The organism is Acinetobacter sp. (assembly GCF_049284435.1).
Classification (GTDB): Bacteria; Pseudomonadota; Gammaproteobacteria; order Pseudomonadales; family Moraxellaceae; genus Acinetobacter.
In genome coordinates this window covers 1-22,231 of record NZ_JBAPXX010000005.1, presented here as the reverse complement: position 1 = coordinate 22,231, position 22,231 = coordinate 1, and the positions used below count along the sequence as shown (strand labels likewise).

The following is a 22,231-nucleotide window of genomic DNA, read 5'->3' as shown; positions in this document are numbered from 1 at the left end:
TTCAACAACAGCATGAAGAACTGGAACAACAAAACAAACGGAATCGCTCTCAAAACATGCCAAGCAGACGTGCACAGAAAACAGTAATCCAAGAACGAAATCTAAATCCTGTGCTTGACTTGGAAATATCCATATAGGACATTTCTATTTGGTTATTAGGTAGGACATTTCTACTTGGGAATAACAATTATTTTTTATTTAATATAAATCAATTATTTAATTTTTGCTTAGAAGCCTAAACCCTCTGATTTTGGCTTTCTTATGGTTTACCATGTTCAATTACATCTTATTATGCTTATGTTTCACGAAATTCTTTAGCTGAATTTAAGCATTCATCAGATCAATTATTTTCTATATGCAGAAATGTACGTCTATTTTCTATATGCAGAAATGTACGTCGCTGACACGAATCATTATAAAAATTCAAAGCCTTGAGGTAAGATAAAACCAATATACATTTTATGTAATTCGCCATAGATGCGAATAAACAGATAAGGAAGTAAGCATGCAACAAGAAGTCATCATTGTCGGTGGTGGGATGGTGGGCTTAAGCCTCGCATTAATGTTGGCGAAAACCAATATTGCAGTCAAACTTTTGGAAGCCATCAAATACCCAAATTATGATGATGAAAATCTTGCGCCATATCATTCCAGTTTTGATGCACGTAACAGTGCCTTGTCACGCCGTAGCGTGCAGATCTATCAGGAACTTGGACTTTGGAATGCTTTGCAAGAACATGCTACGCCAATTCTGGAAGTCAATATTACTGAACAAGGCAGCTTTGGTAAGGCCCGACTGAAAGCCGAGCAGGAAAAAGTTGAAAGCTTTGGTCAGGTCATTGAAAATGCCTGGCTCGGTCGTGTACTGCTGACCCAAGTCAAAAAAGAGCCATTGATTGAACTGATTGATGGTGTTCAGGTGACCTCTCTTACCCAAGATGCAGACTTGGCTTATATCGAAGCTCAGCGCGGTGAATCGTCACTAAAATTACAGTCAAAACTGGTTATTGCAGCGGATGGTCGGGATTCTTTCTGTCGTAAAGCACTAGGTATTGGTGCGTCAGAACATGATTATGATCAGGTTGCGATTGTGACCACAGTGCAAACTTCAAAGCCACATGGTCATGTGGGCTTTGAGCGTTTCAGTCATTTAGGACCTTTGGCACTGTTGCCATTGCCGGGCGAATATCGCCGTTCAGTGGTCTGGCCCGTGAAAAAAGGTACCGAAGGGGAATGGCTAGGAGATGAAAATGACCAACATTTTCTGGATGCCTTGCAGGAGACTTATGGCGATCGTGCCGGAAAATTCCAGAAAACCGGAAAACGGTTCAGTTTCCCACTCTCTCAAGTGCTGGCCGAAAAGCAGGCTGTTGGTCGTGTAGTGCTCATGGGCAATGCGGCACATACTATTCATCCAGTGGCTGGCCAAGGATTTAATCTGTGTATGCGTGATGCGCATGTGTTGGTGCGTTACCTGAAAGAACAGCAGGCGCAAGACGCAGACTTGGGCGATGCGGCAATATTGCAAGATTATGAAAAATCCCGTCTCAGCGACCAGCAGCGTGTGATCAAGTTCTGTGATTCAGTGGTACGTGGCTTTAGTAACCAGAATCCATTTTTAAAGCTGATTCGTAATACTGGTTTAATCGCTTTTGATACTATTCCTGGCATCAAGCCACTGGTTGCAAATTATGCCATGGGGTTAAAAGCATGAGCTTAAATCAAACTAACGAAATATTAGACGTCGTCATTATTGGTGGTGGGCTGGTTGGTGGACTTACAGCGCTTCTGTTAGCTCAAGGTGGTGTGCAGCCTACAGTTCTGGATGCGGCGCCAATTCTGGATGCAGATAAAACTTTGCGTGTGGCCAATCCGCGTGTCTTGGCTCTAAGTCAGGTAACCATTCACCTGTTAAAGACGGTGGGTGTCTGGGAAAATCTGGCACGGCAGCAGCCTTATACCGGCATGCAGGTCTGGAATAAAAATGGCTATGGCGAAATCAATTTCGGCCAGCCTTCAGAAAAAACGCCCTCGGTAAAACAGGCCTTGGGTTCAATGGTGGAGCCAAGCATTCTGAATCTGGCCATTCAGCAAAAGATGCTGGAAGATGTTCAAGATTATAGAACACAGGTTAAAGTCAGCCGTGTTGAACGTGGCATCGGTGTGTGGATCATCCATCTGGCCGATGGTACTCAGCTGAAAACCAAGCTGGTCATTGGCGCAGATGGTGCAAACTCCTTTGTCCGTGAGCAAGCTTTCATCGATATTGATGTACTGGACTATAAACAGGCGGGGATCAGTTGTGCCATTAAAACTGCACAACCTCATCAGCATATGGCACGTCAGATTTTTCTTGAAACCGGTCCATTGGCTTTTTTACCTATGGCCAGCCTTAATCCGGAAGAGCAGGGACACTGGCAATCAATTGTCTGGACCTTGCCAGAAGATTATGCCGAAGAATATGCAGCGTTGTCAGATGCTGAGTTTACTCAGCTGTTAACCCGTGAAAGCCAGCATATGCTGGGTGAAGTCTTAGAGGCGACACCACGTGCCACTTTCCCCTTAAAAGCCCGCGCTGCCCAACAATATGTCCAAGATGGTTTAGCCCTGATTGGAGATGCGGCACATGTAATTCATCCATTAGCAGGTCAAGGGGTGAATATTGGCTGTCTGGATGCTGCCGTGCTCTGTGATGTTTTGCTGCATGATCAGGCGCGTGGCGTATGGGCACATGAGCAGACCCTGAAACGCTATGAGCATCGCCGTAAAGGTCAAAACGATGCCATGATGCACAGCATGTCTGCGATTGGCTGGATGGAAACCACTTTATTCTTCCCGATGATTTGGGCACGCAATTTCGGCTTGAAACAGGTAGAAAGTCAGCCCATGTTAAAAGATGCATTTATGGCGCAAGCCAATGGTCTGGGTTTACTTAAAGACACACGCTACGCAGCTTAAGACAGAAATGTAAATTTTTTAAACAAACACCAATAAAGAGTAACGATTTTGTTTAAAAAAGATACGATTTTTTGATGTTTGGTACTAGGCGAAGCCCAAAGAGATTGCTAAATTTCACTTAATTCGACACCTGGCTTGGAATACCAAGCAAGCGCCATTTTTGGGGAGATGCAAATGACAGACATGAATGATTATGATGACGACGTTGAAGATTCAATCGTTGACGATGATGAAGCAAAAGCAGCTGAAAAAGGCGCAGCAGATAGCACAGACGTCGTGAATGATACCGATCTTGCAGAAGCTGAAACTTTGACCGTCACTGCAAAGTTAAAGAAACGTCAGGCACTTGAAGACGAAATCGCGGCTTTCCTTGCCAATGGTGGTCGTATTGTTGAAGTCCCAGCAGATGAATCAGTAGCCAAAGAATAAATTATTGATTAACTTGCCTCTTATAAAAAACACCACATCAATTGTGGTGTTTTTTTTGCAAATCAAAACGTAATAGAAAATCTAGAACATTAATCGTTTGCCGAAGTCAGCTCTAAAGCACGTTGATAAGCGATTTTCTTTTTGATACCCGTTAAATCTGCTGCCAACTGTGAAGCTGCTTTGACTGACAGATCCTGCAATAAGCGGTTCAATAATTTATCCAGTTTTTCCTGATCCAGATCTTTTTCTTCGGTGGCACCGCCAATCACCAGAACAATTTCGCCTTTTTCCTGATTGTGATCATTGCTAATGAATTCGACCAGCTCACCCAAGGTCATTTTTTTGATAGTTTCAAAAGTCTTGGTAATCTCACGCGCAAAACCGACCGGGCGATCTGCTCCGAAAACGCTGGCCATATCTTTAACGCAATCCAGAATCCGGTGCGGTGCTTCATAGAAAATTAAAGTCTGGGTTTCATCTTTCAGTTTTTCCAGATTCAGCAGACGCTGACTTTGTCTGGATGGCAGAAAACCCTCAAAACTGAAACGGTCACTTGGCAAGCCAACTGCGCTTAAGGCAGCAATTGCAGCACAAGCACCAGGTACAGGAATCACGCGAATATTATGCGCTTGAGCAGCACGGACAAATTTAAAACCAGGGTCGCTGATCAGGGGAGTACCAGCATCGCTGATCAGGGCCATATCTTCGCCATTGAGCAGACGCTGGATCAACTGATCAATCTTGTTGCTTTCATTATGTTCATGGCAAGCGGTCAGAGGTGTTTGAATATTAAAGTGTTTAAGCAACTGTGCTGAAGTTCGTGTATCCTCAGCAGCAATAAGACTCACCGACTTCAACACCTGAATTGCACGATAACTAATATCATCTAAGTGCCCGATTGGAGTCGCAACAACAAATAACTGAGCACTCATAGGTTTCTCCATGTGGAATAAATTGAATAATAAAAAATGGAAGATTAAAAATAAAATATTGGGCTTGTGTTTAGTCAGCTACATCAGCAGCGTACAAGCAGAAGTGTTGATCATTCTACCCGAATCCGGGCCTTTGGCGCGAGCTGCATCTAGTATCAAACAGGGTTTTCTCAGTGCCTATGCTACTTCCGGGCAGAAAGTTCCATTGAAATGGGTCAATTCCAATCAGAAAAATATCTCCCAGCTACTGAAACAGCATGTCAATAAAAAGACCAAAATGGTGGTAGGACCATTGGCACGTAGCGATGTAGAGCAACTGCTCAAGAGTAAACCTAAAATACGTACCCTCAGCCTGAATGATGTGGCCGGGTCATCACCCCAAGTCTGGCAATTCAGCCTGTCCAAAAAAGAAGATGCTGCTGCCTTGAAAACACTCTTTTTTAAAGATGGGGTTCAGCAATTGCTGATTTTACGTCAGCCGGGCAGTGAAGCCGAGCATGAACTGTTGCTGATGTCTTTGTTCAGTCAGGGTGATCTGAAATTTAAGATCGTGAACAAGGCGCCCATTTTTTTAATGCCAAAGCAGGGGCTTTTATTCCTCGGTAATGCAGAAGGGTTGGCTGCCATACCTGAATTAAGCCGTAAACGGATATATACCGTAGCCAATGCGATCAGCGAACAGCACAAGCTGCCACAAGGGATCAAGTTTTGTGATGTTCCGGTACTTTATCTGGCTGACTGGCCGGATGTTGTACAGGCCTATGCCAAAGAGCCGGTAGATATGTCCTATCAGCGGCTGATTGCCTTCGGTGGAGATGCGTGGCAGATTACCCAGCAGTACCTGTCACAACCGCATTTGCAGCATATTGAATTTCAGGGTAGAACTGGCCGGATTGAAATCACGGACCACAGTATTCAGCGTAGTCCACAATGTTTTCAGTACAGTGGCACAGGCGTCAAGCTACTATGAGCGAGAGAGTAATGCTACGACAGCAACTAGGTGCATGGGCGGAGCAGCAAGCGGCCCAACTGATGCAAAACTATGGATTTCAGTTCCTGACCGCCAATTATCACAGTCGCTATGGCGAGCTTGATCTGATTCTGGTGCGTGATCAGGAGCTGGTCTTTGTGGAAGTCAAGGCACGTGCACAAACTGGATACGCACAAGCCATTGAATCAGTTTCCAGAGCGAAACAGGGCAAGATGCTCAAGACGGCAATGTGTTTTATTCAGAAAAATCCACAATTTGCACACTATTACTATCGTTTTGACGTGATTTGTTTTGATTTTAAACAGCAATTTGCAAAAACCATACAGCATGACTTTTCGCAATACCCTTATGATCTGGAATGGATTGAAAATGCTTTTACTTTTGATCAAGAGTTTATTAACCTTTGAACAAAATAAGGTCTAAAGATGCTTATATTTGCTTCAAGATCATTGTAAAGTTCAAGCAGAATTGACATGATCTGAGCTTGAAAACAGATTATTAGATTGAAAAAGACGTAATAAAATGAAGGAGTCTTGCTGAGTGGTTAAGCGTATTGCAATAACAATGCTGTGTGTCGCAAGTTTATCAGGTTGTGCCAGTTTTATTTCCAGCGGCACAGGTACGGCTCCTGTCGGAACTGAAAGTGGGGCGCGTACCTTGGGGCAGGTATTTATTGATTCCTCGATTGTCCGTACTGCAAAAATTAATCTTTATAAACTGGATTCGCGCTTCAAGCAGGCCCGGGTCAATATTGAAAGTTTCCATGGCAATGTCTTGTTGACTGGTCAGGTGCCGGATGCTCATTTAAAGCAACTGGCTGAAGACAATGTCAAATCCATGAGTGATGTCAAAGCGGTACATAATTTTATTACTGTAGGCAATCAGATCAGCTATAGCACCATCATGCAGGATACTGCGGTGACTGCGAATACCCGTGGCCTGATCATGAAAGCCACCGTGGTTTCGGACAGTAAAGTGCATGTACATACCGAAGATGGTGTGCTGTATGTAATGGGACGCCTGAACGGTGCCGAGATTGCTGACCTGAACCAGGTATTGCAGCAAGTGGGCAATGTCACCAAAATCGTGACGCTGATTGATAATGTTGAACAGTCTTCAAATCTGAACAATCAGAACTTTGCAGCACCTGCTTATGCACAGCCCGGCATTGAGCAGACCCCAGTTGCGATTGATCCTGATACAGTTGAACCGACCGATGCTTCATAAGGTTGATCATTTTAAAACCCAGCTCTCACAGCGTATTCTGCAGTTTCAGCAAGATTATCAAGATTTCCGGTTATACGATTTTGGCAGTTATGCTTTAAATCGTTTAACCCCGAAACAGGGTTACACGGTCGAAACCCAACTGGCCTATGGCTTAAAGGCCCGGCAGCGCTTTGATCTGTTTCGTAGCCAGCAGCCTTTGCCACATAGGCCCTTGATTGTTTTTGTACATGGTGGTGCATGGCTGCATGGCGATAAAAAGGACTATCAGTTTATTGGTGAGGCCTTTGCCAAAGAAGGCTATGACGTGGTGGTGATGAATTACCATCTGGCGCCGCGGCATATTTTTCCGGCTTATATTCATGATCTGCATCTGTTGCTGGAGCATTTGCAGCAGTCTGCCGAACAGTTAGATATCTGTGCTGAAAATCTGGTATTGATGGGACATTCGGCTGGGGCTTTTAATGTCATGTCTGCACTGTATCATCCGCAATCAGCCAGTATTAATCACATTCAAATTCGTGCGATGATTGGTTTGGCTGGCCCTTATCATTTTGATTATAAGAATGATCCGATTTGTGCCGATGCTTTTGACCAGACTGTGCCCTATCAACAGGTGATGCCTTATTATTTTGTTAAAAATAGTCCAATCCGGCATTATCTGTTTATTGCCGAAAAAGACAAGATTGTTGGGCATTTCAATAGCCAAGATTTGGACCGCGTACTGAAAGAGAAGGGCAATCATAGCCATTTGATTCACATTCCGAAACTTGGCCATATTATGATCGTGGGTTCGCTCTCCAGTTTGTTTAGCCGGTTTTTCCAGACCAAGGCACAGGTGCTTTGGGCGCTTGAGGATGCATTTAAATCCTGAGATTGATATTTGGTTTAACCAAGCAATAGATAAAAAAGAATCCAAGGGAGATCATCCACTGGGTTCTTTTTTGAGCCGTTGAGCTAAATCTTTCAAATACAGATTTACAGCCAGGTCTTGGTGTCGTCTGCGACTGGCGTACCTTGAGTCACATGCATGATCATGGCATGGGCAATACTACCTTTAAACGGCATTTCAGGCAGCTGATCGAATTTAAAGAATTGCGCATCGCTAATTTCCTCTTCCTGCAGCTGTAGCTCACCACCAGCATATTCTGCCTTGAAGGCAATCATGAGATTGCTGGGGAAAGGCCAGGGCTGGCTGGCCAGATACTGGATATTCTTGAGTTGCAAACCGACTTCTTCCAGTGTTTCACGACGTACTGCATCTTCCAGCGTTTCACCCACTTCGACAAAGCCGGCAATCAGTCCATACATCTGGCTTTTGGTATTGCGCGCATTTTTGGCCAGCAAAATCTCGTCTTTGCCTTTGGTAATGACGGTAATAACGCAAGGCTGTACCCGTGGATACTGGCGATAGTTGCAGGATGGGCAGACCATGGCATATTCAACAGCATGCGCTTCAGTCGCTGTGCCGCAATGACTACAGAATTTATGGTTACGACGCCATTCTAAAAGCTGTACCGCACGGCTGGCCTGTTCAAATTGCTGGGTATTCCAGAACTGTAACAGCTGACGGATGGGAATCAGTTGTAAGCCTGCAGGAATCGGCTCATCGGGAAGGAGATCACGGGCAATCACCTCATCACCCGTGTGGAGTAGCAAATCACTTGCTAAGGCTTCAACCTGTGGAAGTTGGAAGTGTTGATCGACCAGCAGTTGCTGTTGTTGAAAAATATAAGCAAGTGATAATTTGGACATTAGGCAACTATTTTGAGTTTCTCACTACTGTCCAATGCTACCTGAAACATGGTCTGTAATACAGGCTGTTTGTTCTTTAAGTTATCAATCATCATGTCGGCACTGGCCAGAGTGTCTAAAGCACGATGAATTTCTTCCGGAGTTAATGCAATCGACAGATCAATACGGTTTTTGATAAATTCCGCAGTGGTGGTGAACGCAGTACGAACATGTTCTGCATTCAGGAACAGCATCGCGCCGCCGATTTCAAAAAATTGTAATGGCACAGCTTCGAGTGCAGTCAAGTCATGATCTTGCAGGTAATTGCTGAAAATCTGGCTGGAAAGCTCGATCAGGGCCTTGGTTTCAGTGAGTAAAGCAGCGTGTGCTTCATCCAGACGGTCCAGAGAAATATTCATGTTGTTGACGCGCAGCTGCAAGCGGCTCGAAGTATGATGACGTTCCAGCACCCCAATCGAGTTCATGGCAGACAGAATCACATTCATCAACTGCTGGGCAAAGCTGGCATCCTGCATAATCTCCGGCTGGCTCAGTGAAGCGGCCTGGCGGGTCAGGTCATGATAGGCTTCATTCAGATTCAATACCTTGAAGATATTCGCCAGATTATTTAGTTGTACCTGCAATTCCTGAGTCTTTTCAGGCGTCATGTTCTGATAGTTGAACTCGATATCATTACGGATTTGCGCCATTTCCGTGGTCACCAATTCGCTGATGGTATGCATGGTTTCAAAGTCAGGCCCATACAGATGGCGACTGAAGACCTGTAATTGCATATCGGTCAGCAGGTCATCGCCCACATTGAGCTGGCTACGGATAGATTGTGCAGTTTCATCTTCCTGACTGATACACAGGCTGAGCACATTGGCTAAATCTGCCAGTGAAGCCTTGAAGCTGTCTGCCGAGCTAAAATACTGTGCCATGTTGCGTTCAATGCTCACCAGTGTGCGTAGACGTGGCTCATTAATCAGCAGGTGATCAATATTGTTCAACGCGACACAGACCAGATTCCAGTACTGCTTGCTGTCATGTTGTTCTGCAAGTCCAGCCAGATAAGCACCCACCAGTTTGATGGCTTGCAGATCCAGTTCACTTTCTTCCTGATTGATCAGCTTGTTCAGTGACAGCTTATACAGGCGGTGTACATATTGGGATTTTTCCAGACTTGGTGCTTGTGGCAGTGCAAAATCAGGGGTGACGCAATCCAGTAGCGATTCTACATGCTGGCCTTCAGTCGTCAGCGGTTTACCCAAAGCCAGTTCCAGACGGTTCCGGGTATCCAGCAAAAACTGTGGAATTTTTACTTCACGCAAACAGATAAATTCGATATAGCGTTTCAGCATGGTGGTGCCTTCACTCAAGGCGATCACTTCTTGAGTATTGACCTGCGCCGGATTCCCCATAATCTTGCGCATTAATTCTGCTGAATATTGAGCGACTTTTGCCAGACTGGACATGTCGATGAGTGCCAGAACCTGGGCGCATTGTTCGAACTGATTTAATGCATCATCAATACCAAAAGGTAAAGTCTGGTCTTCTACCAAGGTGCTTACTGCTGATTCGACTAACTTGATCGAGTTATCAACCTCATTTTTTATTATCAGTAAAGCTGTTGGATCAAAATGTATAGAGGTTTGGTAAGACATGATCTGCACCTTTCCTGGAGTATTATCTATATATGAGCCCCGCCTTAAACTACGGGGCCTCTTTGTATTTACTATAACTGAAGAACGATAGTTTTAAACCTAAAGTATCCCCGGAAATGTAGATTTTATTTCGCGAAAAGGCAAGCAGTTCCATGTTTTTCTTCGAATTGTTTGACCCAATTCTCATGTTCCTGCAATTCTTGTTCTGACGGAAGAATCACCGGCAATTCAATTTCAACTCTGGCCATCCCTGAGCGGCTGTTCTGGTCTTCAGACTGAGACAGGGCATCGATATCAAAAGACACCTGTCCACCGGTCATCGCCAGATAAACATCGGACAGGATTTCCGCATCGAGCAAGGCACCGTGGAAGGTACGGTCACGTTGTGGAATCTCGTAACGGCGCACTAAGGCATCCAGCGAGTTTTTCTGTCCGGGATGCTTAGACTTGGCCAGTGCCAGGGTATCAGTGACTTCACAAACCTCGGAGAGCGCTTTAAAACTTGCGCGCTTGAATTCCATATCCAGGAAGTTCATATCGAAGGTCGCGTTATGCGCAATAATTTCCGCACCGTGTAAATAGTCAAACAGCACTTGAGAAATTTCTTCAAACAGCGGTTTGTCTTGCAGGAATTCGTCGGTGATCCCGTGGACATTCACGGAATCGCCAACCGGTGTTTTCGGATTGATATAAATATGAATCGAGCTGCCGGTCAGTTTGCGGTTAATCATTTCCAGCGCGCCGACTTCAATAATCCGGTCACCATCCTGATAATAAAAACCGGTGGTTTCAGTATCCAGAATCAGTTGTCGTGGGCCATGCAGCTGTAGCTTTGCTGGTGTAATGACAATTTGCGGATGTAGCTCAGTCGAGGCTGATGCTTCTGAAGATGAAGCATCTTCGTTGGTGTCCGTTGCTAAAACTTCAGTCTGTACAATTTCTTCAACAGTCACTTCGATGATTTCTTCAAGCTCTTCTTCACTCTCGGCCAGATCCAGACCGAAAGGATCATCTAGCAACCAGTCGGGTTCAGATTTTTTTTTATCGTCAGACATTAAAGGGCTTTGCTTGGATTTTTTCAGGGTTTCATCAGCACCCAAATTGGCCAGCTGATCGGCCATTTCATTGCCCGGGTGTCCGGCATGACCTTTGACCCAGTGCCATTCAATCTCGCGTCCCTGACAGACTTCATCGAGTTTTTGCCACAGATCAGGATTTTTGACGTCTTTCCAGTTTTTCTTTTTCCAGCCGTGAATCCATTCGGTAATGCCTTGTTTGACGTACTTGGAATCGGTATAGATCACCAGTTTGTCTTGCTTGTCACAGAACAGAATCCCTTCAATCGCAGCCGTCAGTTCCATACGGTTATTGGTAGTATGATCTTCACCGCCACAGATTTTGTGTTCTTGTTGGCCATTAACAATGTACGCACCCCAACCGCCTAAACCCGGGTTGCCGCGACAGGCGCCATCAACATAAAGTGTGATAGTGTGTGACATAGATTAAATCCGATCAAAATAGAACAAGCTGGAAGGCTTATTGTATAGCGCAAATGCAGTCGATCAATCTATATGTCCAGGATTTTTTAATTTCTTGTAACATTTAACGTGAAATCGCGGTAAATTATTGGCTTGAGTCTTCGACATGCTTCACTACAATGGCATATCTAAAAAATAAATTTATATACGAGTTGTTTGGATTTCTTTATGTATAAACCAACCGCAATTTTGTGGCAGCCGACATTACCTACATTTTTAAAATATTCTGTACTGGGAACTGCACTTGCTTCCCTAGGACTGACGGGCTGTTCATCTACACAAAGTGCGACCCAAACAGCATCAAGCAAGCAAGTTGGATCACAATATCTGGATGCCAGCAGTCTGGATGGACTCGAAGATTTACTCTCTGCAACGGATATGCGTGCAGTCGAAGGCGACCGTTTACAGATTTTGAAACATGGTGATGTCTGGAAACGTATGACCGTGGGTTTCAAGATGGACTTAAGTGTCTGGAATCCGCGGATCGATGCGCAGCGTGGCTGGTTTATTTCACGTCAGCCTTACCTGGATCGCTTAAGTGCGCGTGCATCACGTTATTTATATTACACAGTAAAAGAAGCAGAACGCCGTGGCATGCCAACCGAGTTGGCGCTGTTACCGATTATTGAAAGTTCGTATGACCCGGCTGCGACCAGTAGTGCGGCAGCAGCAGGTTTATGGCAGTTTATTCCAAGTACCGGCCGTATTTATGGTTTAAAGCAGACCTCATTATACGATGGTCGTCGTGATGTGGTGGAATCCACCCGTGCAGCCTATGAGTTTTTAGGCAGTCTGTACAACCAGTTTGGTTCCTGGGAATTGGCGCTTGCTTCTTATAATGCCGGCCCAGGCCGTATCCAGCAGGCGATTAACCGTAATAAAGCCGCAGGTCTGCCTACCGATTATTGGTCATTGAAATTGCCACAAGAAACCATGAGCTATGTGCCACGTTTTCTGGCGGTTGCACAAATTATTAAAAATCCGGGCAGTTATGGGGTGAGTTTGCCACCGATTGCCAACCGTCCGCATTTCCGTGAAGTTCCTGTGGGCGTTGCCAGTTTAAATGAAATTGCAGCGATTGCCGGTTTGAGCCGTGCAGAACTGTATCAATTAAATCCGGGACATCGGGGCGATCATATTGATCCTTCAAGTCCGCGCCGTATTCTGATTCCTGCTGACTTAAGTCCTTCCGTGGATGAGAAGCTGAAAAAATTATCTGGCTCAGGTGGTTTATGGGCGAGTAACACGAGCAGCCTGCCGCGAAATACGACGACAGTGGTGCCAACCAGAGCTGCACCGCCAGAATTAAATACGAAAACGATTACGCCTTCTAAACAGACTCCGCTAGCGGTTGTTAGTAATCAGCCTGCAACGACCGTTGCTAAAACAACGACTCCAGCTAAAGCTGCAAGTACGCCACCTGTCGTCACAGCAGCGGTAAGTACCGCGACAACGGCAAATACTGTAACGAAGACTACGAAAAAGATTTCGACGCCTCAAGGCTCATCTGCCTTGGCCAGTTTTGCGGCACAAAGTGATTTGCCGATTCCAAGTGCGCCGCGTATTCCGGTAGCTGTGACGCCTGCGGCGCCAGCGAAACAGATTCAGGTCGAACCACCGATTTCGGCAGCTGAGCGTCAACAAGTTCAGCAGGCGGTCATCGCACAGGATATTCAGAAAACTGTAGATGAAATTCTACAGCCTGTTGCAACACCGGCAGAACAGGCCCAAGTGGTTGAAGAGCTGAAAGCATTGGCGCCGGCGGGCACAGAAATTGTTGATCCTTATGACGGCAAAATTAAGCTGACTGCCATTCAAACCAGCCTGTCTGTAGCTGAGCAGCAAGGTAAGGAGCTGACCAAAGGCTTCTCTTATCCAAAAGAAGTTGCTGACAATACCACCGCAAACTCGGTTGAAGCCAAGCTGAATCAGGGTAAAAATTACGTCAAGACTGATTCTGAAGTGGTGGTGGTCGCTCCAAAAGGCAAACGCAGTACCTATAAGGTGTTACCAGGTGATAATCTGGCAATGATTGCGGCTAAAAATGGGGTGAACTGGCGTGATGTGGCGAAATGGAACCAGATTGATCCAAATTCTCCGCTTTATGTGGGCACTACCATTTATCTGTATGATGCCAAACCTGTACAGGAAGCCAGCAAAGCCAAAGAAAAGCCGGAAACCTATGTAGTTCAGGCCAATGACTCTCTGACCAGCGTAGCGAATCAGTTTGGTTTTAGCGTGAAACAATTAGCTGATTTTAATGGACTGAGTACCAATAGCGGTCTGTTCGTTGGGCAAAAGCTGTCATTAAAAGAAACAGGACAATCCAAAGCCAAAGTTGAAGACACGAAAAAAGCTGAAACTGCCAAGGTTCAGACCAAATCCTATACAGTGAAACGCGGTGAGTATCTGAAACTGATTGCCGATCGTTACGGGCTTTCAAATACCGAACTGGCATCATTAACGTCGGGTCTGACTGCCGGTAGTAGTTTGATGGTGGGTCAGAAAATCAATGTGCCACTTCAGGAAGTTGAGGAGTTAACAGCATCTAGCCAGAAAACTGAACAGAAGTTTGAAAATGTCAAAGTCGATCAGACTGCGACTGAAAATTATCAGGTCAAACGCGGTGAAACCCTGTATAGCATTGCCAGTCAAAGCAAGCTGAGTGTCTCTGAACTGGCTGTACTGAATGGGTTGTCTGCTAATAGCGGTTTACGTATAGGTCAGACCATCAAGATTCCAGCTGGCAGTCAGATCCCTGAAACCTATACGGTTCAATCGGGCGATACGCTGACTGGCATTGCCGCAAGATACAATCTATCGATGGACCAAGTGGCGAGCCTGAATGGCATGTCACGTAATGCCGGCTTGCGTGTAGGACAGCGCCTGAAACTGAGTGGTGAGGTCGCAGAAACGTTACGTGAAGTGGTCGCGGAAACTGCGGACAAGAATACAAAATCGGATTCGCATGTGGTGAAGTCAGGTGAAACGTTAAGCTTTATTGCGCGTCAGTATCATTTACAACTGAAATATCTGGCAGATTTAAACGGCCTGAATACCAATAGCACAGTGCGTATTGGTCAGCGTTTAAAAATTGATGGTGACTTTCCGGCAGATAAAAAAGTTGAAGACGTGAAAGTGGCAGCTAAGCCTGTAGCTTCTAAGGCAACTGAATCCTATACGGTAAAATCAGGTGAATCCCTGAATGCAATTGCCAGCCGTTTAGGCATAAGCGTGACCGACCTGGCTCAGTTAAATAATCTGAGTCCACGCGCAGGATTGCGTGTCAGTCAAACGATCCAGATTCCAAAACTGGTGACGGATTATAAAGTCAAACGCGGTGATACCTTAATCGGTCTGGCTTCACGTTATGGTCTGAACAGCAATGAACTGGCGGAAATGAATGATCTTAAACCGAATACACAATTGCGTATTGGTGATGTGATTAAAGTGCCGAATTAATAAATTGATCGTGAGATTCGCTCATTTATTTAAAACTTTCAGGTTGATCTGGCTAGCCCCGCTGCTCGTGAGTAGCAGTTGGGCAGCCCTTATTACCACCCCATATATTGCACTACATAGCCAGCCGAAATATGCCCAGGCCAAATCCCTGCCTTATGCCAATCCGCAAGCACCGAAAGGCGGTACGCTGATTCTGGCAGCTGATGGCAGTTTCGATAATTTGAATAGCATGAATGGTAAAGGCAATGTCACCGAAGGGATCAACTATATTTTTGACAGTTTGCTGTCCAAGTCACTGGATGAGCCCGGTGTGTACTATCCCTTGCTGGCAGAAAAAGTCAGTTTTGACCCCAAGAAAACCGCCTTTATTATTTTTCATTTAAATCCCAAAGCACGGTTTAGCAATGGCCAGCCGGTGACTGCACAAGATGTCAAATACAGCTTCGAACTGTTTCAGACCCAGTCCAATTTTGGCCTGCAGATGTATCTGGCTGATTTAAACCGGCTGGAAGTTCTGTCACCTTTACAGGTCAAAATGCATTTTAAATCCGGACATAATCCGGAAATGGCGATGATTGTCGCGCAGATGCCCATTTATTCTAAACAGGAATGGCAAAAGCGTAATTTCAAAGAATTGACGCTGAAACCGATGGTGGGTTCAGGACCCTATGTCATTGAACGCATAGATGCTGGACGTAGTATTAGCTACAAACGCAATCCCCGATACTGGGGTAAAGACTTGATGGTCAACCGCGGACGTTATAATTTTGACCGGATCAAGTATCGTTATTATCGTAGTCCTGAAATCAAGTTCGAAGCTTTCAAGTCGGGTCAATTTACCTTGCATGAGGAAAAACAGGTCAACCGCTGGGTGAAAGACTACCAGTTTCCCGCTGTTCGGCAAGGACAGGTGCAGTGTTACCGCTTTCAGCATCACAACCCGATTCCGACCCAGAGTCTGATATTCAATACCCGCCGTCAGCCTTTTGCCGATATCCGTTTCCGGCAAGCCTTGAGTTTTGCCTATGATTTCGAATGGTTGAATAAAGCCATGTTCTATGATGAATATCAGCGCCTGAACAGCTTTTTTTCCAATAGCGAGCTGGCATCTCATGGACGGCCAAGTGTTCAAGAACTGCACATTTTAAAACCCCATTTAAAGCAGCTTGATCAGGTTCAACGTCAGGCTGTACTTCAGGACTGGAAATATCCTCAGTCAGATGCCTCCGGTTTTAACCGGAGCAACTTGTTAAAAGCCCGTCAATTGCTATTAAAGGCAGGCTATCGTTATCAACAGGGGAAGTTGGTCAATGCTGCGGGTCAACCGGTACAGATTGAATTCCTGTTGCATCAGGCGGAACAGCAGCGTTATCTGATGCCGTATCTGCGTCATTTAAAACGCTTGGGCATTCAGGCCAGCATTCGTATGGTAGAAACAGCGCAATATTATGAACGGCTGCGGAATTATCAGTTTGATATGATTGTCGATACCATGCCGCAATCCCTGACACCGGGGCAGGAGCAGAAACAGTTCTGGGGCAGTCAGGCCGCAGCGCAGCCAGGCAATTATAATTATGCCGGCATTCGAAATCCGGCCATTGATGCCGTAATTCAGCAGGTGACTCAGGCTCAAAACCGTGAACAGCTAGTGAATAGTACCCGAGCATTAGACCGTTTATTGCGTGCAGGCTATTATCATATTCTGACTTATGGTACAGGCGAATACTGGTATGCTTACTGGAATATGTATCAGCAGCCCCAGCTGAAACCTAAACTCTCCGCCGGGATTGATTACTGGTGGGTCGACGCGGCAAAGGCCAGACATGTGGCTGATTATTTCAAACAGCATTAAGCTCCAAGCCTATCAGGGAGTGCCATGAGCACTTATATTCTCAAACGTCTGTTGCTGATGATTCCAACCTTACTGATCATTTTACTGATCAATTTTATGGTGATCCAGCTGGCACCCGGTGGTCCGGTGGAGCAGGGGATTTATCAGGCGCAACAGGTTAATGGTTTGGCACATACCGGATTGCAGTATCAGGGAAAGCAAGGCCTCACACCGGAGATGCTAGAGCAGATCAATATCCAATACGGCTTTGACCAGCCGCTGCATATCCGCTTTTGGGAAATGGTAATGCGTTATGCGCAGTTTGATCTGGGGCAGAGTTTTTTCAAAGACAAGCCTGTGACTGAACTCATCTGGGAGAAATTGCCAGTATCGCTTTCTTTAGGCTTGTGGAGTACCTTGCTGATCTATCTGGTCTCTATTCCTTTAGGTATTAGAAAAGCCCGAAAACATGGCAGTCTGTTTGATCAGACCACCTCTCTAGTTTTGGCCGTAGGCTATGCCATTCCAGCCTTTATTTTTGCCATTTTACTCATAGTCTTTTTTGCTGGCGGGTCCTATCTGCACTGGTTTCCCTTGCAGGGCATTCGCTCTGAAAATTTTGTAGAATTATCATTCTTTGCGAAAATTCAGGATTATTTCTGGCATATGGCCTTGCCGCTGTTGGCCATGGTGCTTGGCGGGTTTGCCAGTTTGACTTATCTGGTCAAATTTTCCTTTGTGGAAGAACTGAGCAAGCAATATGTTCTGGCTGCGCGGGCCAAAGGTTTAACTGAACATGTAGTGCTGTATCGGCATGTATTCCGGAATGCCATTTTAGTGCTTATCGCAGGTTTGCCCGAAGTCCTGATCGGGGTATTTTTCGTGGGCAACCTGTTTATCGAGATTATCTTTAATCTGGATGGCTTGGGTGTTTTAGGTTTTGAGGCGATTATCCAGCGCGACTATCCAGTGATTTTTGGTACTTTGTTTATCTTTACCTTGCTCAGTCTGATACTGCGTTTACTCAGCGATTTGCTGTATCAACTGATTGATCCGCGGATTCATTTCAGTTCACGTCGAGGATCACAATAATGTCTTCCTTGATGCAAGCACGCTGGCAACGTTTTAAGCAGCATAAGCTGGGCTTTAGCTGCTTTATTATTTTCAGTGCTATTTTCATCATTTCCTTGGGTGCAGAACTGATTGCTAACGATAAGCCCTTGTTGGTGAAATATGATCATGCTTTTTATCTGCCCATCCTGAAATCCTATCCGGAAACCACTTTTGGTGGAGTATTTGAGACAGAAGCAGAATATAAAGATCCCGCTGTACAGCAACTGATTGCAGAAAAAGGCTGGGCGATCTGGCCCATCATTCCGTTTTCTTATCAAACGCCAAATTTTGAACTGGCTGTACCGGTGCCATCGCCACCGAGTGCGCAAAACTGGCTGGGAACAGATGACCAGGGCCGTGACGTTCTGGCACGGATTCTATATGGCTTAAGGATTTCATTCCTGTTTGGTTTTGCACTGACTCTATTGTCTGCGGCGTTGGGAATTTTAGCAGGGGCAATTCAGGGTTATTATGGTGGATGGATTGACCTGATCGGGCAACGCATACTCGAAGTCTGGAGCGGTTTGCCGATGCTATTTATGGTGATGGTACTGGTCAGTCTGTTTACTCCTAGTATTTACTGGCTATTTCTGATCATGCTGTTATTTGGCTGGACCACACTGGTGAGTATGGTGCGCGCTGAGTTTTTGCGCGCCAGAAATCTGGAATATGTCTGGGCAGCAAAAAGTATTGGAGCAGGTGATGGACGAATCATGTTCAAACATATTCTCCCCAATGTGATAGGTTCTAGCCTGTCACAGTTACCTTTTATGCTAACCGCCAATATTACTGCACTGACAGCTCTGGATTTTTTAGGTTATGGTCTGCCACCTGATTCGGCATCTCTGGGGGAACTCTTGCTTCAGGCCAAAAACAACTTAAATGCGCCGTGGCTGGCATTGTCCGGATTTTTTAGTTTGGCGATTGTGCTGAGTTTGCTGATCTATATGGGAGAAGCAGTACGGGATGCTTTTGATCCAAGAAACTAAATCATAAAAATCTTTAACCATAAAAAATAAGCAGATAAAAATGGTATAAATTTGACAAGACTGATTGTCAATTGTTCTGGCTTACGTTATAAACGAGTACAAAATAAAAGTAACGTATCAGGACAGATCATGACTCAATTGGCCGATTCCATTCAAATTCGCAATATCACTTTTAAAAACCGCATCATTAAAGGTGCCATGAGTGAAGCACTGGCCAATGATGCCGGCCAGCCCAATCAGGCGCATTTCAAGTTGTATGAAGCATGGGCCGAAGGTGGCTTGGGTTGTGCTATTACGGGTAATGTCATGGTGGATTATCGTGCCAAGAATGAACCGGGCGTCGTAGTGGTAGAAACAGAACGCGATCTGGCGCAGCTCAAAGTCTGGGCCGACGTAGGCAAACAGCATGGCATGGTACAACTGGTCCAGTTGTCGCATCCGGGCCGCCAGTGTCCCAAAGGCCTGAATAAAGAAACGGTTGCACCGTCCGCAGTACCCTTTAGTCCGGCTTTGGCAATGAGCTTCGGAACCCCACGGGAACTGCGTGAAGATGAAATCCTGGATATTATCCAGCGCTTTGCCACTTCGGCTGCTATCTGTGAAAAAGCAGGATTTGAGGGGGTGCAGTTGCATGGGGCACATGGTTATCTGATTAGCCAGTTTCTGTCACCGCTGACCAATAAGCGGCAGGATCAATGGGGTGGTAGTATTGAGAATCGTACCCGTTTCTTGCTGCAAACCTATCAGGCTGTTCGTGCTGCGACTTCGGAAAATTTTATTATTTCGGTTAAGCTGAATTCAGCTGATTTCCAGCGCGGCGGTATTAGCGAAGAAGATGTCATTTATGTCTTTAAGGCGATGGATGTTGCAGGCATTGATATCATTGAAGTGTCAGGTGGTAGCTATGAAGCACCTGCGATGGCCGGCGTGAAAGCAGACAAGCGCAAGGCCTCGACCATTGCCCGTGAAGCCTATTTCCTCGATTTTGCCGAAAAAATCCGTCAGGAAGTCAATTGCCATATCATGGTCACAGGTGGATTCCGAACAGTTGAAGGCATGAATGCCGCGCTCGACAGTGGTGCCTGTGATTTTGTCGGGATCGCACGTCCCTTTGCGGTAGAACCTGACTTGGGCAATCGTCTGGTTGCAGGGCAGGATGTACGTTATACGGTTGAGAAAATTAAAACCGGTATTCCAATGGTCGACAAGATGGCGATTATGGAAATCATCTGGTATGCCGCTCAGTTTAAGGAAATTGCCAAAGGCAGGCAGCCTAATCCAAAGTTGTCGCCCCTAAAAGTCTTTTTGCAGTATCTGAAAGGCAATGTCAAAGCGGTGATCAAAGGACAATTAAACTCGCGAAAATCGGCTTAATTGTTATTAAAAAAATCGGACACTGCAAATGTCCAGTTTTTTAATTTCTGGCACTTAGGAGTGCTTTAGGAATAATGCATCGCCTGGGTCTGGAAAGGAAATAATAACTGGCTCAACTGACGAGTCGCCCATAAGCCTATTTCGGTGTGATGCATATGCGGCGCAGTATAAGGAACCAGTAAATCAATTTTCTGTTCAGCACCTTCACAGCGCATGAAGCGACTTTTCAACTGATTCAAGCGCTGCTGGTCCATACGGCTCATTGCAGGTTCAATTTTTGCCTGTGAAGGGGTTGCACTACGTGACGACAGGCGAGTTGCGAAGTCTGAACCCTGAATCCAGTCTTTAATAATCTGTTTTTCGGTCGCATTAAAGACACCAAACATTTTACCTTCCGGATGATCTATCATTTTCCAGAAGCGGCTTTGTTCCACGGGCGCATCTTTCACAATCCAGCCTTTTTCAATCATTACGTTCAGGAAATTAGCAATTTGAGCCGGGTTGGATAACCACTCATTGATGGTCTTACCACTAAACTGGCATTTCTGATTATGAATATATTGGCCAATCAGGGCCTTGTTCTGGAACACTTTTAAAGCCATCTGCTCAATATCCAGTTCCTTGATGATCTGGGAGGAACTTTTGCCAATGTCATTCAGTACATAGCCTTTTTTAATCAGCTCCAGATAAGTCTGCGGATTTTCTGTATGGTTAAAATACTGTATAAACGCTTGCAGGGATTTCTGCGCATGACCATTGTGAGCATTATCAATGGTAATGTGTACATTGAAATAATGTGGATCAATGCCCAGTTCAGCCAGTTCATAATTGGTGATTAAAAGATGCAGCGGTAACTGTTCATAACCAAGATTAAAGCCAATGACCAAAGGTAGGTATTTGGCCGGGGCATAGGCCAGTGCTAGCTGTACGGCAGCCTGTTCGTAGTAACTGTCATCCAAATGCTCGGCATAACTGTTCAGCTCATAATGACTCAATAGATCCTGATACATGGTGACATGATTGGCATGTGGATGCCCTAAGCCAAGCTCTTCGAGATAGATGTAAATTAAATCTTTTAGCTCGGGCTGATTGTAGTTTTGCACGGTCGAATATAACCAGGCACCATCGACCAGTTTAACCAGTGCAACTTTCGCCAAGAATTCGAAAGCATGGGAAACAGTCGAAAAATATTCCCGGGCTTGGTGCTGTTTCCGGCGATTGACATAGGCCTGGAAAGTCGCACAGACTTGATGATGTTGTTCTAGAAGATACTGTTCAACCTGTGCAGGCTGATCCAGCCATCCGAGAGTATCAATATTTAATTTTTTAATCAGATCGCTCAAATAAGATTCGGCTTGTTCGGTTTTGGTATATGTCGAAATTTCAGTATCTTGAAAAAAGTCGACCCAATCCTTAAAGCTTTTAATTTGATAATTATGATTTTTATTTGGCGATAAAGGTAAACTTAGCTCTGTGCTGACGAACATAATCTGATCCTTGCAGATTTCTCTTGATTTACCTTAACGTGCCCTCTAAAAGCAGGGTGTTGAATTTTTGTTCTAATTTATTGGTGTATTGCTTTAAATGAAAATGAACGGATATTTCTATGCATAGAAATGTTAAAACAATACAAATTGTAAAATTAAGAATGGGATGGCAGCCCCCAGAAAGAGAGCTAGATTTGAACGAATGATAAAAACAAGGTTTAAAGATTCGAGAAATAAAATTTGAAAGATAAAAAAGCCCGAGTCGCAATGCTCGGGCTTTTTGTTGAGATGTTGCCATCTCGAATATGGCGTCCCTACGGGGATTCGAACCCCGGTTACCGCCGTGAAAGGGCGATGTCCTAGGCCTCTAGACGATAGGGACAGTACAGAAGATAAATTTTAAAACCTTTACTTCTCGCTTGAAGTAATGGCGTCCCTACGGGGATTCGAACCCCGGTTACCGCCGTGAAAGGGCGATGTCCTAGGCCTCTAGACGATAGGGACT

Annotated in this window: 17 protein-coding genes and 2 tRNA genes; 12 read left to right on the top strand and 7 right to left on the bottom strand. The window is 45.2% G+C overall.

Annotated features, from left to right (window positions below):
* Positions 1-505: 505 nt before the first annotated feature.
* The 3 genes from ubiH to WAK81_RS00530 all read left to right on the top strand — a co-directional run bounded on the left by ubiH (position 506) and on the right by WAK81_RS00530 (position 3,387).
* Positions 506-1,714 (top strand): 2-octaprenyl-6-methoxyphenyl hydroxylase, encoded by a 1,209-nt coding sequence (ubiH, locus tag WAK81_RS00540; protein ID WP_422195246.1) that lies wholly within the window; start codon positions 506-508, stop codon positions 1,712-1,714.
* A complete protein-coding gene (locus WAK81_RS00535) occupies positions 1,711-2,958 on the top strand; it encodes an FAD-dependent monooxygenase (protein ID WP_422195245.1) in 1,248 nt (415 codons plus the stop codon). Before ubiH ends, WAK81_RS00535 begins: the two co-directional genes overlap by 4 nt.
* A gap of 174 nt (positions 2,959-3,132) precedes the next feature.
* Positions 3,133-3,387: a hypothetical protein gene (locus WAK81_RS00530; protein WP_422195244.1), complete on the top strand. Its 255-nt coding sequence runs from the start codon at positions 3,133-3,135 to the stop codon at positions 3,385-3,387.
* Positions 3,388-3,476: 89 nt separating this feature from the next.
* On the opposite strand, the gene rsmI is transcribed toward WAK81_RS00530, so the two are convergent.
* Positions 3,477-4,319, bottom strand: a complete 843-nt coding sequence (gene rsmI, locus WAK81_RS00525; protein WP_422195243.1) for a 16S rRNA (cytidine(1402)-2'-O)-methyltransferase — start codon at positions 4,317-4,319, stop codon at positions 3,477-3,479.
* Positions 4,320-4,329: 10 nt separating this feature from the next.
* Here rsmI and WAK81_RS00520 point away from each other — a divergent pair, with 10 nt between their 5' ends.
* The 4 genes from WAK81_RS00520 to WAK81_RS00505 all read left to right on the top strand — a co-directional run bounded on the left by WAK81_RS00520 (position 4,330) and on the right by WAK81_RS00505 (position 7,408).
* Positions 4,330-5,289 (top strand): penicillin-binding protein activator, encoded by a 960-nt coding sequence (locus WAK81_RS00520; RefSeq protein WP_422195242.1) that lies wholly within the window; start codon positions 4,330-4,332, stop codon positions 5,287-5,289.
* Positions 5,290-5,300: 11 nt separating this feature from the next.
* Positions 5,301-5,717, top strand: a complete 417-nt coding sequence (locus WAK81_RS00515) for a YraN family protein (protein ID WP_422195247.1) — start codon at positions 5,301-5,303, stop codon at positions 5,715-5,717.
* Between the two features lie 133 nt (positions 5,718-5,850).
* Complete coding sequence (locus WAK81_RS00510; protein ID WP_422195241.1) at positions 5,851-6,537, top strand: BON domain-containing protein; 687 nt, start codon at positions 5,851-5,853, stop codon at positions 6,535-6,537.
* Positions 6,527-7,408, top strand: a complete 882-nt coding sequence (locus WAK81_RS00505) for an alpha/beta hydrolase (RefSeq protein WP_422195240.1) — start codon at positions 6,527-6,529, stop codon at positions 7,406-7,408. The genes WAK81_RS00510 and WAK81_RS00505 overlap by 11 nt, the downstream gene beginning before the upstream one ends.
* 104 nt (positions 7,409-7,512) lie before the next feature.
* On the opposite strand, the gene nudC is transcribed toward WAK81_RS00505, so the two are convergent.
* The 3 genes from nudC to dnaQ form a co-directional block, all read right to left on the bottom strand.
* A complete protein-coding gene (nudC, locus tag WAK81_RS00500; RefSeq protein ID WP_422195239.1) occupies positions 7,513-8,289 on the bottom strand; it encodes an NAD(+) diphosphatase in 777 nt (258 codons plus the stop codon).
* Positions 8,289-9,932: a chemotaxis protein gene (locus WAK81_RS00495; protein ID WP_422195238.1), complete on the bottom strand. Its 1,644-nt coding sequence runs from the start codon at positions 9,930-9,932 to the stop codon at positions 8,289-8,291. Before WAK81_RS00495 ends, nudC begins: the two co-directional genes overlap by 1 nt.
* Before the next feature lie 125 nt (positions 9,933-10,057).
* Complete coding sequence (gene dnaQ / locus WAK81_RS00490) at positions 10,058-11,431, bottom strand: DNA polymerase III subunit epsilon (RefSeq protein ID WP_422195237.1); 1,374 nt, start codon at positions 11,429-11,431, stop codon at positions 10,058-10,060.
* Between the two features lie 207 nt (positions 11,432-11,638).
* On the opposite strand from dnaQ, the gene WAK81_RS00485 reads away from it, so the two are divergent.
* The 5 genes from WAK81_RS00485 to WAK81_RS00465 all read left to right on the top strand — a co-directional run bounded on the left by WAK81_RS00485 (position 11,639) and on the right by WAK81_RS00465 (position 20,239).
* Complete coding sequence (locus tag WAK81_RS00485; RefSeq protein ID WP_422195236.1) at positions 11,639-14,932, top strand: LysM peptidoglycan-binding domain-containing protein; 3,294 nt, start codon at positions 11,639-11,641, stop codon at positions 14,930-14,932.
* Between the two features lie 10 nt (positions 14,933-14,942).
* A complete protein-coding gene (locus WAK81_RS00480) occupies positions 14,943-16,784 on the top strand; it encodes an extracellular solute-binding protein (RefSeq protein ID WP_422195235.1) in 1,842 nt (613 codons plus the stop codon).
* 24 nt (positions 16,785-16,808) lie between these two features.
* Complete coding sequence (locus WAK81_RS00475) at positions 16,809-17,855, top strand: ABC transporter permease subunit (protein WP_422195234.1); 1,047 nt, start codon at positions 16,809-16,811, stop codon at positions 17,853-17,855.
* Positions 17,855-18,865: an ABC transporter permease gene (locus WAK81_RS00470; protein ID WP_422195233.1), complete on the top strand. Its 1,011-nt coding sequence runs from the start codon at positions 17,855-17,857 to the stop codon at positions 18,863-18,865. The genes WAK81_RS00475 and WAK81_RS00470 overlap by 1 nt, the downstream gene beginning before the upstream one ends.
* 129 nt (positions 18,866-18,994) lie before the next feature.
* The gene (locus WAK81_RS00465) at positions 18,995-20,239 is read left to right on the top strand and encodes an NADH:flavin oxidoreductase/NADH oxidase family protein (protein WP_422195232.1); all 1,245 of its coding nucleotides are present in this window, start codon (positions 18,995-18,997) and stop codon (positions 20,237-20,239) included.
* 65 nt (positions 20,240-20,304) lie between these two features.
* On the opposite strand, the gene WAK81_RS00460 is transcribed toward WAK81_RS00465, so the two are convergent.
* From WAK81_RS00460 to WAK81_RS00450, 3 genes are all read right to left on the bottom strand, one after another.
* The gene (locus tag WAK81_RS00460) at positions 20,305-21,726 is read right to left on the bottom strand and encodes an iron-containing redox enzyme family protein (protein WP_422195231.1); all 1,422 of its coding nucleotides are present in this window, start codon (positions 21,724-21,726) and stop codon (positions 20,305-20,307) included.
* A 306-nt stretch (positions 21,727-22,032) separates the two neighbouring features.
* A tRNA-Glu gene (locus WAK81_RS00455) sits at positions 22,033-22,108 on the bottom strand.
* Between the two features lie 46 nt (positions 22,109-22,154).
* Positions 22,155-22,230, bottom strand: a tRNA-Glu gene (locus WAK81_RS00450).
* Position 22,231 lies beyond the last annotated feature (1 nt).